Origin of the sequence: Duganella aceris (genome assembly GCF_011090165.1) — a bacterium.
GTDB classification, from domain to species: domain Bacteria; phylum Pseudomonadota; class Gammaproteobacteria; order Burkholderiales; family Burkholderiaceae_D; genus Rugamonas; species Rugamonas aceris.
Genome location: NZ_JAADJT010000006.1, coordinates 254,882 through 267,565, shown reverse-complemented (window position 1 = coordinate 267,565; position 12,684 = coordinate 254,882). Strand labels below are relative to the sequence as shown.

Genomic DNA, 12,684 nt, shown 5'->3' with positions numbered 1-12,684 from the left:
TTTGCGCGCCGCGCCGCCGTCGGCTACAGGTCCAGCTTGGAGATCTTGGTACCTTCCAGATTCAGGTTGGCCATCAGCCCGGCGTTGGTCAGCACCAGCGCCTGCACCGGATTGTTGGCGGTGGCGGTGTCGATTTCGCCGTTGGCGCCGACCTTGAGCAAGGCCACCGAACCGTCGACGCCGGCCGTCCAGCCTTTGCTGTTGCGGAACTTGTCCAGCGCGTCCCTGGTCATGAACAGGATCACCACCGCCTTCGATTGCGCGCCGGCCTGCAAGCCGACCGACACCGACGCCATGCTGTAGTAGTTGACCGTATCGGCGCCGGTGCGCAGCACGCCCTTGCCGTATTCGCCGCCGACCACCAGTCCGGCCGCGATCACCTTGGGGAACACCAGGATGCCGTTGGCCTTGCGCACCAGCTCGCGCGAGCCGTTGACTTCGCGGTACAGCCGCTCCAGCGTTTCGTGCGAACCTTGTTCGATCTCGGTGCGCACGGCGGCGCTGTCCGGCTTGGCGGCGCCGGTGGTGGTGGTGCAGCCGCCCAGCGTCAGCGCCAGACCCGCGAACGCCAGCGCGGCGGTGCTACGAATCAGGAAAGTAGGTTTTTGCATAGCAATCTCCATAAAAAGCCGCGAGCGCGGCGTCAGCAGACGATTGTGCCAGTGCAATGCCTGGCGCACGATCCCTCTTCCGTGAGGGGACGAGTGATTATTATTCAATAATAAACTCGCGCCGCCCTTCTTCGCCACACTGTTGAGCGCTTTGTCCGGCTTGTTCGAACGCCGAGCACAGGCGATTGCCCTGCGGGTCCTCCAGCCGGGGATGGATGCGCAGTAGGTATGTGCCGGGCCGCCAGGCCGACGCCGGCGTAAACCGCCACTCACGCTCGCCGTCGGCCAGACGCGCGCTGCCGGCCAGCCGCCGTCCATCCGGCCCCTGCAGCGCCAGCAGCGGCGCGGCGTCGCCGTCGAGCGCCGTGGGGAAGCCGATCCGCAGCGCTTGCCGGCTGCCGCGTTTGGCCAGGCGCACGGTCCAATGCTGCGGTTCGATGCGCGATCGCAACGAAGATTCCACCCGCCAGCGTTTTTCGACGGCGTGGCCGAGTTGCGGATCATCGACCCGCAAGCGCACGCCCTGCCCCGCGCGCAAGGCCGGTCCCAGCGCGACATTCGGCCCGACGCCGGTCTTGATGCGCCCCGGGTCGAGCAACAGCGTCACCGACTTGCCGTCGGCGCTGGCCAGCGGCAGGTCGAGGAAGGCGTGCTCGATCACGGCGCCGTTGTCGTCGAACAAGGTCACACGGACCATGTCCAGCGCCGCGGACAGCGGTGCATCCAGATGCAGGCCGATGCGCAACAGGTTTTCCGGCACCGCGTCGCCCGACGGCGTCACCAGCGTGGCGGCCGGCGCGGCGGGCGCGGCCAGCAGCGTCAGCAACGCCAGCAACCCGCCGTTAGCGCGCCAGTTCAGGATAGCCCTCCAGTCCGCGCGAGTACTTATGGAAATCGCGGAACTTGTCGCCGTCCGGATAGCGGTAATCGGAAAAGTCATACTCGTTGACGAAATCGCTGAGGCGCAGGTAGGCGCCCTTGAGGATGGACACCAGCTGCACCTGGCCGCTCGCATCGTCGCGCCGCAGCGCCAGCAGCAGTTCCGGATTCAGGTTGTCGACCCGCATGGCGGCCGCCATCGGCGTCATCATCCCCTTCACGCCCGAGTAGGGCTTGGCCGGGATCTCGATCGGCGTGTTGAGGCCGGGCGCAGCGGCGCCGACGCCGAGGTCGGCCGCGCTCAGCAGATCGGCCGAGCGGCTGGAGTTGACCAGCAGCGCATATTCGGCCTCGCCCACCTTGAAGCTGACCAGCCCGTTCGGCGCGCTGCCCCAGCCCAGCTCGCTGACGGTCTTGGCGGCGATATGCGCGCCGTCGCGCAAGTCCTTGAGCGGAATCACCACCAGCGGCGTGCAGGTGTAGGCCGCCACCAGCGACGGCTCGCCGGCGATGGTCATCACCGCCATGCTGCGGATCGGCGCGCGCGTTTCCACCTGGTTGTGCACCGGGTGGTACATCTCGACCGAGGTGACCTGCGCCTTGCCGCTGAACGGGTAGTCATAGACCCGCAGGGTCGAGGCGAAGCTGCGGTTGGACAGGCCCGCCACGTACAGCTTGTTCTGGTAAAAGCGCATGTCGGTGACGGTCAGCGTCTGCGCCGGCAGATCGCGCCAGAAAACCTGGTCGGCCGCCGGGGCGTCGCTGATGGCGGCCGAGCCGGCCACCTTGCCCAGGTCGACCCGCGTCACCCTGCCGGCGGCGTCGATGTTGACGATGGCCGGCGTGGTTTTGCCTTTGGCGCCGCGCACCGTCAGCGCGACATACGCCAGTTCGCTGCCGGGCTGCACCGCCAGATCCTCGAAGCGCAGCGCCGACGGCGCGACGCCGAGCGCCTTGGCGATCGGCCCCTGCACGTCCATCAGGTTGAACGGCTTGCCGGCCGCCTTGGCAGGAACGGCGACCGGCAGCGCGTAGATGCGCGCGCCCTTCCAGTCGGCCACGAACAAGGTGCTGGCATCGCCGAAGGTCAGCTTGGCGGCCGATTGCACGCTTGGCGGCGCGGCCTGCGCCGAAGCCGCCACGACGGCGGCGGCAAACAATATAAACAGTTTCATCGCGGTTCCTTATTTGTCGCGTTTGAGGAAGGCCTTGATCGCAGCCACGGTGGCGTCGGTCTGTTCCTCCATCAGCCAGTGGCCGGCGTCCGGCACCACCAGCTCGGTGACGTCGACGGCGGCGTTGCGCATGACGATGGCTTCGTTGGCGCCGAACGACTTCGCGCCGCCGACCGCCAGCACCGGCATGGTCAGCTTGGTCTGGATGGATTTGAGGTTGTCCTCGGCGTCCTTGGGGATCGCCAGGAATTGCGCGAACGCCGCGTGCATCGCGCCTTTTTGCGCGTACAGCCTGGCGTAATGGCGCCGCGTTTCCTCGTCTATTTTGGACGGCGTGCCGGCGAATTCATTCCAGAAGCGGTCCAGGTAGATGCGCTCGCGGCCGGCCACCAGCCGTTCCGCGTCCGGCCCGCCGAACGAGAAATGCCACAGCAGCGGGCTGCGCACGATCTGTTCCCACGGCGGAATGCCCGGCACCGGCGCGTCCATCACGATCAGGCGGTCGGTCTTGTCGGGGTAGCGTGCGGCATAGGCGTAGGCCACCATGGTGCCGATGTCGTGGCCGACCACGTCGGCATGGTCGATGCCCAGCTTCTCCAGCACGGCGCGCATGTCGGCGGCCTGGGTGCGCTTGTCGTAGCCGCCGGCCGGGCGCGACGACAGTCCCATGCCGCGCAGGTCAGGCGCCACCACCGTGTGTTCGGCGGCCAGCGCGGCCGCCAGCGGCGCCCACATGTCGCCGGTATCGCCGAAGCCGTGGATCAGCAGCACCGCCGGTCCGGAACCGCCGACGCGCACGTGGATGGTGCCGTCGGCGGTGGCGACCTCCATGGTCCTGAAGCTCTTCGGGTAGGCGGGCACGCCCGCTTGTGCGGTGGCAAGCGCCAGCAAGCCGGCGAGAAAAAAGGCTGCGATGCGGGCAGCGTAGGCGGTGGTGGACACGTGCGTCTCCTGGTGGATATCGGCTGAAAGCGCGCCGGAAATGGCATCCAACAGTAGCATAGGCGACAACGGCGAACCACCCAAAAGGGGTGGTCGGGGGCTCTACCTAACGGCTGAACGCGAGGCGTTTTCCCTCGCGCAGCATGGTGGCGAATTCGATGGCCGGCACCGGCGGGCTGAACAGGTAGCCCTGCAACTGGTCGCAGCCCAGCTCGCGCAGGAAGCTCATCTGCTCGGCGGTCTCCACGCCCTCGGCGACGATCTCCTGGCGCAGCTGCTGCGCCATGGTGACGATGGCGCGCGCGATCGCGCAATCGTTTTCTTCGTACGGCAGGCCGATGACAAAGGAGCGGTCGATCTTCAGCGTGCTGATCGGGAATTTCTTCAGGTAGGCCAGGCTGGAGTAGCCGGTGCCGAAGTCGTCCAGCGCCAGCGACATGCCCATCGCCACCAGCTGGTTCATGATGGCGATGACGTTGTCGGTGCCACGCACCAGCAGGCTCTCGGTGATCTCCAGGTTGATCTGGTCCGGCTGCACTCCGTAGCGCTCCAGCACCACCGCGATGCGATGCGGCAGGCCGGCGTCGAACTGCCGCGCCGACAGGTTGACCGCGATCGGCGGCATGATCAGATTGGCGTCGCGCCACTCGCGCACCTGGCGGCAGGCTTCCTCCAGCACCCATTCGCCCAGATCGAGGATCAAACCGGTCTCCTCGGCGACCGGGATGAACACCCCCGGCGACACCAATCCACGCAGCGGATGGCGCCAGCGCAGCAGCGCCTCGGCGCCGACGATGCGGCCGCTGCGCAGGCTGACCTTGGGCTGGTAGAACAGCGCCAGCTCGTTGTTCTGCAAGGCCTGGCGCAGCTCGCTTTCGATGCGCAGGTGTTCCTTGGCGCGCTGGTTCATCTCCTCGCTGTAGAAGATGAAGTTCGATTCGATGCTTTGCGCCGCCTTGGCCATCGCCACGTCGGCGTAGCGGATCAGGGTCGGCACGTCGGCGCCGTCGTCGTTGTAGACGGTGATGCCGACGTGCGCGCCGACTTGCAGGCTGTGCGCGGCCAGCGCGATCGGCTGCGCCAGCGCCGCCAGCAGTTTCTTGGCGACGATGCCGGCGTGCTCGCGTTTTTCTATGTGCAGCAGCGCGATGGCGAACTTGTAGCCGTCCAGCCGCGCCAGCACGTCGCCCTCGCGCAAGGACAGGCGGAACAGCCGGCCGATCTCGCACAGCAGCGCGTTGCCGATCTCATGGCCCAGCGTGTCGCTGATAGCGCCGACCCGGGTGATCTCCACCACCAGCAGCGCGCCGTGCTCCTGCGAGCGCTTGGTCTCGGTCAGCGCCTGGCCCATCAGCTGGGTCAGCAGGCACAGGTTGGGCAGGCCGGTCAGCGGGTCGTAGTTGGCCATGCGCTGCATGCGCGCCTCGGCGTCCTTGTGCACGCTGATGTCCGAGAACAGCGAGAAGGTGTGGCTGATCTTGCCGTGCTCGTCGCGCACCGCGCTGATGGTCACCGACTGCGGAAACAGCTCGCCGTTCTTGCGCTTGCCGACGATCTCGCCGCGCCACGGTCCGCCGCCGCGCATCGCGTGGCGCACCTTGGCGCGGAACTCGGCGTCGTGCACGCCGGAGCGCAGCAGGTCCGGCGTCTGGCCGATCGACTCGGCCGGCGTGTAGCCGGTGATGCGGGTGAACGAGGAATTGATCGAAACGATGCGCTCGTGGGCGTCGGTGATCAGCACGCCCTGTTCGCTGTCCTCGATGATGCGCGCGTGCAGATTGACCTTGTCCAGCGCCGACAGCGTCTGGTTGGCCTGCGACAGCTTGACCAGCATGCCGCCCGGTTCGCCGTCCTCGTCGCGCAGCACGATGTCGAGCAGCACCCAGATGATCTCGCCGTTCTTCTTGCGGCGCCGCACCTCGGTGCGCGCCGCCGTCTCGCCGGGGCTGTGCTCGAAGAACAGCTCGGCGATGTTGCCGTCGTCGTCGTCCTCGGCGTACAGGAACAGCACGTGCTGGCCCAGCGCCTCCTCGGCCGCGTAGCCGAACATCTGCTGCGCGCCGTCGCTCCACGCGGTCAGGTAGCCGGCCGGGTCGAGTTCCAGCGTGGCGTCCAGCGGCGCGCTGTCGGCGAGCGCGGCGGCCGGCTCGGGATCCAGCGGCACATAGCCCTGCGCCTCGGCCAGCGCCGCCTCCAGCCGGTCCAGCGTGCGCGCCTGCGCCTCGCCGGCTTCGCCGCGCGCCTGCCGGCTCAACGCGAGGCAGCGCTCGATCGCCTCACGCATGGGAGTTCCCGGCCTTGCCCGACGTGACGTTCTGCATCCACAGGTAGGCGTCGGCGACGATGTGGTTGAAATGATCGTTGTCGATCTGCAGCGAACGCAGGCCGTCGCTGAGCGCGGGATAATCGTCGCGCTCGGCGGACTCCACCAGACTCAGCAGCACGCCCAGTTCGCCCTGGCGCGCCAGCAGCGCCTGCTTCACGGCGTCGCTGATGGTCAGCGGCTTGAGCACCCCCTCCAGCGCCATGCCGAACAGCACGCCCAGCAGCGAGAACATGCCGACCATGAAAGCTTGCTCCTGGTGCGGCTTGTCCTCGCCGCTGATCTTGGACAGCAGCTCCATCGAACGCGCCCGCACCGCCACCCGCGCCAGCAGCATCGCCGAGCGCTGGTCGCCCTGGCGCGACGAGAACAGCATCAGGTTGAGCCAGCGCCGCAACTGCGAACGGCCGAGGATCAGGATCGCCTGCGAAAAACTGGTGACGCGGCGGCCGGTGCCCATGCCCAGCGAATTGACCAGACGCAGCAGGTGATACGACAGCGTCGGATCCTGCCGCAACACCGCTTCGATTTCGTGGGTGTCGGCATCGGCGGTGACCAGTTGCACCAGTTGCAGCGCCAGCGCGCGCGAGGCGGCCTGGTTGCCGACCGCCTTCGGCGGCGGCGCCAGGAACCAGTTGCCTTCGATCCAGGCCACCGCCGGCGGCAAGTCCTTGGACAGCGTCTCGTCGGCGCGGTGCAGCTTGTCGGCGGCCAGCGGTTTCCAGCCGGCCTCTTTCAGCGCCTGGTGGATGGCCTCGGGTTGGCTGGCGCGGTAGAAACAGTTCATGCTGCCGCCGGCCAGCTCCTGCAGCACGGCGGACGGCAGGTCCAGCGGCGCGCCGTCCTGCCGCAGGCTGTCGGCGTCGAACAACAACGCCGCCGGGTTGCCGTTGCGGTCGGCCAGAGGATGCAAAAACACGGGCGGCATGGCGGTCAACGCGGTCATGGAATATCCAGAAGAAACTGTCGAGTATCTTGCTATGGTACTCCGAAATTATTGGCCCTTGTCAACATTGTAGTAACGGAACTGCATGTTCCATGTCAAACGGATAGCGCATGGTGTGGCAAATGCCGCACCAGGCGCTCGAACAGGTCGGGCTGGCGCATGCGATCTATCCACCAATTCAGCGCGGCGCCGTTTTCGCCGCTGCGCCAGGCCAGGTAGAAGGTCTCGGCCGGCTTCGGCTCCTCCACTTGTTTTTCCACCAGCAGGCCGGCGGCGATGGCGGCGCGCGCGCACGGTTCCGGCAGGAAGCCGAAACCCATGCCGGCCAGCTGGTACTGGAACTTGGTCTTCATGTCGGGCACCGTCAACGTATCCTGCCCCAGCAGCAGGCCGACGGTGCGCGGCGCCATCTGGCGCGCCGAATCGGCCACGCTGACGGCGCGGTGGCGTTGCAGCGCGACGCGGTCCAGCGGGCCCGCGACCGCCGCCAGCGGATGCGACGGCGCCACCGCGAACACGAAGTTGATCTTGCCGATCGGCTGCGACACGTAGCCGCCGCCGGCCGGGCCGTCGCCGGCCACACCCACCAGCAGGTCGGCGCGGCGGTCCAGCAGCGCTTCCCAGGCGCCGGACAGCGCTTCCTGGACGATGCGCAGCCGGGTCTGCTGCGCCACCTCGTAGAAGGCGGTCACGTCGTCGCGGAAGAAGCACGGCGAGAACATCGAATCCATGCCCACCGACAGCTCGGTCTCCCAGCCGGACGCCACCCGGCGCACCCGGTGCTCCAGGTCCTGCGCCGCTTTCAGCAGGTAGCGCCCCTCTTTCAGCAACTCGACCCCGGCCGGCGTCAGCACCACGCGCGGGCCGTTGCGCTCGAATACCTGGACGCCGAGATCGTCCTCCAGCTTGCTGACGGTGTAGGAAATGGTCGACGGCACGCGGTGCAACTCCTTGCCGGCGGCGGAGAAGGATCCACGGCGGTCGATCGCATCGACGATTTGCAGGGCTTCGAGGCTGAGTCTGAGCATTCGATTTTTTCGATAGTAAAGAGGTAAATTTTCCGTTTTTTTATTCCGAATCAGGGGACTACAATGTGATTCATGGATGCGGCGATATCGAAACAGCTTTCAAAATTATCGCACATTAACTTAAAAGAAACGGAGCCCTACCATGTTGCAAGTACGTAAAAGTGAATCGCGCGGCAAAGCCAACCACGGTTGGCTGAACTCCCAGCACAGCTTCTCCTTCGGTCATTATCATGATCCCGAGCATGTCGGCTTCGGTCCGCTGCTGGTCATCAATGAAGACAAGGTGGAAGGCGGCCAGGGCTTCGGCACCCACGGTCACCGCGACATGGAGATTATCTCCTACGTGCTGAGCGGCGCGCTGGAACACAAGGACAGCATGGGCACCGGTTCGGTGCTGCACTACGGCGACGTGCAGCGCATGAGCGCCGGCACCGGTGTGCGTCACAGCGAGTTCAACGGTTCGCAAAAAGACCAGGTGCATTTCCTGCAGATCTGGATCCAGCCCAGCGAAGCCGGCATTCCTCCAAGCTACGAGGAAAAGCACTTCAAGCCGGAAAGCAAACTGGGCCAGCTGCGCCTGATCGCGTCGAACGACGGCCGTGAAGGTTCGGTGCTGGTGCATCAGGATGCGGCGATCTACGCCAGCATCATGACCTCGGGCGACAGCCTGAAACATGAACTGGCGGCCGGCCGCATCGCTTATGTGCACGTGATCCGTGGCGAGGTGACGGTCAACGGCACCGCGCTGCAAGGCGGCGACGCGCTGAAGATCACCGCCGAAACGCTGGTGACGCTGGAACAGGCCAAGGCCTCGGAGATTCTCTTGTTTGACTTACCAAACTAAGCTCCCCGCTTAAGCCATAGGGCGGTCGGAAATAAATTTCCGCTAGTTTTGGTATCATGAAGGGCGCGCCGGGTCTGTTCGAACAGCCCGGCGCGCCTTTTTTACATCGAACCGAAATATTGAGAAGAGCATAGCTATGTCGCAGAGCGCACCAACCCCGGCACCAGATGAACTGGATTACATGACTTCGTGCGCCCTGCCGACCCCGTGGGCCCAGTTCACGCTGCATGCTTTCGTTGAAAAAGCCACCGGCAAGGAACACTTGGCCATGGTGCTGGGCGATATCGGCGACGGCGAGCCGGTGCTGGCGCGCGTGCATTCCGAATGCCTGACCGGCGACGTGCTGTTCTCGCAGCGCTGCGATTGCGGCGCCCAGCTCGAAGGCGCGCTGAAGAAGATCGCCACCGAAGGCCGGGGCATCCTGCTGTATCTGCGCCAGGAAGGTCGCGGCATCGGCCTGATCAACAAGATGCGCGCCTACCGCCTGCAGGAGGCCGGCGCCGACACGGTACAGGCCAACGAACAGCTGGGATTCCGGCCGGATCAGCGCACCTACGGCCTGGTGCAACCGATGCTGGCCCAGTTCGGCGTGAAAAGCCTGCGCCTGATGACCAATAATCCGCGTAAGATCGATGCCATGACTAAACTAGGCATCGAAGTGGCCGAGCGGGTTCCGCTGCTGGTCAACCGCAATGCCTTCAATCAGCATTATCTGAATACCAAGGCCGCCAAGCTGGGCCACATGATGACGCCGCTGACGCCCGCCCCGGTGGAGGATGGCGCGCTTTAAACGTTTTAAGGACTGCATGAAAGTTGCCGCGCTAGCCACCACATTCGTTTTCACCTGGGCCTGCAACGGCGCCTCGGCTGCGGCCTCGGCCGCGCCAGCCGCCGCCAAGCCCGCCGCCGCGCCGCCCGCCGCCGCCACGGCGCCGCCGGCCCATCCGGCCACGCCCTCGAATCCCGCCGCTGCCGCCGCGACCGGCGATCCGGCCGCCGCCGACACCGCGCCGCTGCCGCCGCCATCCAGCGCGGCCCAGCATCTGTACGCTTCCGCCAAGAACGACATCCTGCAGGTGCGCTCGCTGCTGAAGAGCGGCCGCACCCAATCGTCGGTCGGCTCCGGCTTCCTGATCGGCACCAGCAACCTGGTGCTGACCAACTACCACGTGGTGTCGCAGTTCGCGCTCGATCCCGACACCTATGTCGGCGAATGGGTCGACACCGGCGGCCAGCGCGGCAATGTGGAACTGCTGGCGGTCGACGTGCTGCACGACCTGGCGGTGCTGCGCGTCAACCGCAACGGCACCGGCTTCTTCAAGATGCCGGACCAGCTGGCCAAGCTGACGCAGGGACAGTACCTGTACTCGATGGGCAATCCGCTCGACCTGGGCTTCGCCATTTCCGAAGGCGCCTACAACGGCGTGATCGCACGCAGCTTCTACGACCAGCTGATGTTCACCGGCCCGATCAACTCCGGCATGAGCGGCGGGCCCAGCGTCACGGTCGACGGCTCGGTGGCCGGGGTCAACGTCTCCAAACGCCTGGACGGCGAGCTGGTCAGCTTCCTGGTGCCGGCCCGCTTCGCGCAGGACTTGCTGAAGCGGGTCGAGGATCAAAAGAAAGCGCCGGCCGATTTCACCAGCGTGGTGGCCGGCCAGTTGCTGACGCACCAGAAGGCGATGGTCGACCAATTGCTGTCCAGCCCGCTGAGCCTGAAGCCGATGGGACCGTATCAGGTGCCGGTGCGCGAGTCCGAGCAGATGCGATGCTGGGGCCGCTCCAACGTCAAGGCCGACAAACCGTTCACGGTGGACGACGCCAGCTGCGCGATGGAGTCGGCGATCTTCGTCAGCGGCTCGCTGCAGACGGGTCAGCTCAGTATCCGCCACCAGTTCCTGCGCGGCGCCGGCCTGGACAAGCTGCGCTTCGCGCAACTGGCCAGCGCCTCGTTCAAGAACGAGCACTTCGGCAACAACAAGGATGCGCGCCTGACCGGCCCCAACTGCACCGAGGATTTCGTCAAGAATAAAAACCTGCCGCTGCGCGCCGTGCTATGCGTGCGCGCCTACCGCAAGTTCGCCGGCCTGTACGACTTCGCGCTGCTGACCGCCACCACCGACCAGGGATTGATGAGCCTGCAAAGCCGGCTTGACGCGCGCGGCGTCTCGTATGACAACGGCATGCGGCTGTCGCGCGTGTTCCTCGAATCGCTGTCCTTGGGCGCCACGCCCGCGCCGCAGCCCAAGCCGGCCGCGAAAAAAACCCTCGCCGCCCAGCCGGCAAAAGGAGGCGCGCAATGACCGCCCCCTACTTCGTTGAAATCCTGGCGCGCAACGGCGACGTGCTGCACCGGCACAAGGTCGCGGCGCTGCCGATCCGCCTCGGCCGCAGCTACGACAACGACATCATCCTCGACGACGCCCACAGCGCCGCCAGCCACGCCATCGTCGACGTCGACGAGCACGGCCAATTGCTGCTGCGCGACCTGGGCAGCAAGAACGGCACCGTCTACCAAGGCAGGCGCGAGACCAGCGTCGCGCTTGGCGGCGACACCGTGGTGCGGCTCGGCCACACGCGGTTGCGGGTGCGCGCCGCCGACTTCCCGGTCGCCGCCGAAGTGGCGGACACCACCATGCACGCGTGGGAAGGCGCGGCGCCGGCCAGCATCGGCCTGGTGCTGATCGCCGCGTTCAGCTGCATGGAAACCTGGCTGTCCGACGTCGAACCGTTCGCGCTGATCCGCTACCTGCTGGTGCTGGCATCGAGCCTGGCGGCGGGCTTGTTGTGGGCCGGCGTCTGGGCGCTGGCCAACCGGCTGTTCGGCAGCCACGCGCGGCTCGGTCGGCATCTGTTCATCCTGGGCGGCGGGCTGGCGGTGGTGGGCGTGTGGCGCGCCAGCAGCGCGGTGCTGGCCTATGCCTGGTCGGCGGAATCGCTGACGCGCTACGGCAACCTGGTCACGCTGGCGATCGCCTGCGGCATGCTGTTCTTCCACCTGACCACCATCAAGCCGCACCATCCGCGACGCTTCGTGATCGCGACCTGGATCATGCTGGTCGGCGGCGCCGGCCTGATGTTGATGACCAACCTGCAAAGCAGCGGCCGCGCGGCGGACGAGCTGTACATGTCGGTGTTGTTGCCGCCGGAAGTGCGGCAGAGCGAGGATCGCAGCGTCGACCAGTTCATGGGCAACGCCGGCAAGCTGAAGGCCGACATCGACGCGGCCCGCACCCGCGCCGTCAAGGACGGCACGGCGGATGCCGACGACGACGAGGGCGCGGACTGATTACCTGACCGGCCAGCCGCGCAGGACCTGGTCCACCACTTCCTGCAGCTGCTTGCGGCTGGCGCCGGCGGCGGCCTGCACCGCCATGCCGTTGGACACCGTCATCACATAGCGCGCCATCTGGCTGGAGCAGCTGTCGGCCGGCAGATCGCCGTCGAGCTTGGCGCGTTCGAAGCGGTCGCGCAGCAGCACTTCGCTGGCGGCGCGGCGTTCGATCAGCGTATCGCGGATCGGCAGCGCATCGTTGCTGCACACCAGCGCGCCATTGATCTCCAGGCAGCCATGCGGATTATCCGACTCGGTCTGGGCGTCGGCGTTGCCGCGCAAGAAATGTTCGACCACGGCGCGCGCGCTCGGCTCCTTCAGCGCCGCGTGAAACAGCGGATCGTGGGTCTGGGCGTAGCGGTCCAGCGCCATGCGGAACAAGTTCTCCTTGTTGCCGAACACGGCATACATGCTGGGCCGGTTCATGCCCATCGCCTCGGTCAGCTCGGGCAGCGAACTGCCCTCGTAACCCTTCTCCCAAAACACTTTCATGGCCTTGTCGAGCGCGTTGTCAGCGTCGAAGGTGCGCGGCCGGCCGGTCTTGCGCGCCGTAGCGGAAATTTCTTTCATACCGATCGGTTAAAAATTCATTGACAAAGTTC

At 66.3% G+C, this 12,684-nt stretch carries 12 protein-coding genes; 4 read left to right on the top strand and 8 right to left on the bottom strand.

The window, feature by feature from the left end; all coding sequences use genetic code 11:
* Positions 1-23: 23 nt before the first annotated feature.
* The 7 genes from GW587_RS15055 to GW587_RS15025 form a co-directional block, all read right to left on the bottom strand.
* A complete protein-coding gene (locus tag GW587_RS15055; RefSeq protein WP_166104434.1) occupies positions 24-611 on the bottom strand; it encodes a BPSL1445 family SYLF domain-containing lipoprotein in 588 nt (195 codons plus the stop codon).
* Positions 612-711: 100 nt separating this feature from the next.
* A complete protein-coding gene (locus GW587_RS15050) occupies positions 712-1,446 on the bottom strand; it encodes a hypothetical protein (RefSeq protein ID WP_166104431.1) in 735 nt (244 codons plus the stop codon).
* 7 nt (positions 1,447-1,453) lie between these two features.
* On the bottom strand, positions 1,454-2,665 hold the full coding sequence (locus GW587_RS15045) for a hypothetical protein (RefSeq protein ID WP_229259459.1): 1,212 nt from the start codon (positions 2,663-2,665) through the stop codon (positions 1,454-1,456).
* Between the two features lie 9 nt (positions 2,666-2,674).
* Positions 2,675-3,496 carry an alpha/beta fold hydrolase gene (locus GW587_RS15040; protein WP_166104890.1) on the bottom strand — a complete coding sequence of 274 codons (822 nt, stop codon included), beginning with the start codon at positions 3,494-3,496 and terminating at the stop codon, positions 2,675-2,677.
* 217 nt (positions 3,497-3,713) lie between these two features.
* Positions 3,714-5,891, bottom strand: coding sequence for a putative bifunctional diguanylate cyclase/phosphodiesterase (locus tag GW587_RS15035; RefSeq protein ID WP_166104428.1), 2,178 nt, complete (start codon positions 5,889-5,891; stop codon positions 3,714-3,716).
* Positions 5,884-6,876, bottom strand: a complete 993-nt coding sequence (locus GW587_RS15030; RefSeq protein ID WP_166104425.1) for an EAL and HDOD domain-containing protein — start codon at positions 6,874-6,876, stop codon at positions 5,884-5,886. Before GW587_RS15030 ends, GW587_RS15035 begins: the two co-directional genes overlap by 8 nt.
* Before the next feature lie 95 nt (positions 6,877-6,971).
* Positions 6,972-7,904, bottom strand: a complete 933-nt coding sequence (locus tag GW587_RS15025; RefSeq protein WP_166104422.1) for a LysR family transcriptional regulator — start codon at positions 7,902-7,904, stop codon at positions 6,972-6,974.
* 142 nt (positions 7,905-8,046) lie between these two features.
* On the opposite strand from GW587_RS15025, the gene GW587_RS15020 reads away from it, so the two are divergent.
* The 4 genes from GW587_RS15020 (at position 8,047) to GW587_RS15005 (ending at position 12,037) form a co-directional block, all read left to right on the top strand.
* Positions 8,047-8,748: a pirin family protein gene (locus GW587_RS15020; protein WP_166104419.1), complete on the top strand. Its 702-nt coding sequence runs from the start codon at positions 8,047-8,049 to the stop codon at positions 8,746-8,748.
* A gap of 136 nt (positions 8,749-8,884) precedes the next feature.
* Positions 8,885-9,538 carry a GTP cyclohydrolase II gene (gene ribA / locus GW587_RS15015; RefSeq protein ID WP_166104416.1) on the top strand — a complete coding sequence of 218 codons (654 nt, stop codon included), beginning with the start codon at positions 8,885-8,887 and terminating at the stop codon, positions 9,536-9,538.
* Positions 9,539-9,554: 16 nt separating this feature from the next.
* The gene (locus GW587_RS15010) at positions 9,555-11,051 is read left to right on the top strand and encodes a S1 family peptidase (protein WP_166104414.1); all 1,497 of its coding nucleotides are present in this window, start codon (positions 9,555-9,557) and stop codon (positions 11,049-11,051) included.
* Positions 11,048-12,037, top strand: coding sequence for an FHA domain-containing protein (locus tag GW587_RS15005; protein WP_166104412.1), 990 nt, complete (start codon positions 11,048-11,050; stop codon positions 12,035-12,037). The genes GW587_RS15010 and GW587_RS15005 overlap by 4 nt, the downstream gene beginning before the upstream one ends.
* Here the strand turns inward: GW587_RS15005 and GW587_RS15000 are convergent, their stop codons facing one another.
* Positions 12,038-12,652: a TetR/AcrR family transcriptional regulator gene (locus GW587_RS15000; RefSeq protein ID WP_166104409.1), complete on the bottom strand. Its 615-nt coding sequence runs from the start codon at positions 12,650-12,652 to the stop codon at positions 12,038-12,040. It lies immediately after the preceding gene.
* Positions 12,653-12,684 lie beyond the last annotated feature (32 nt).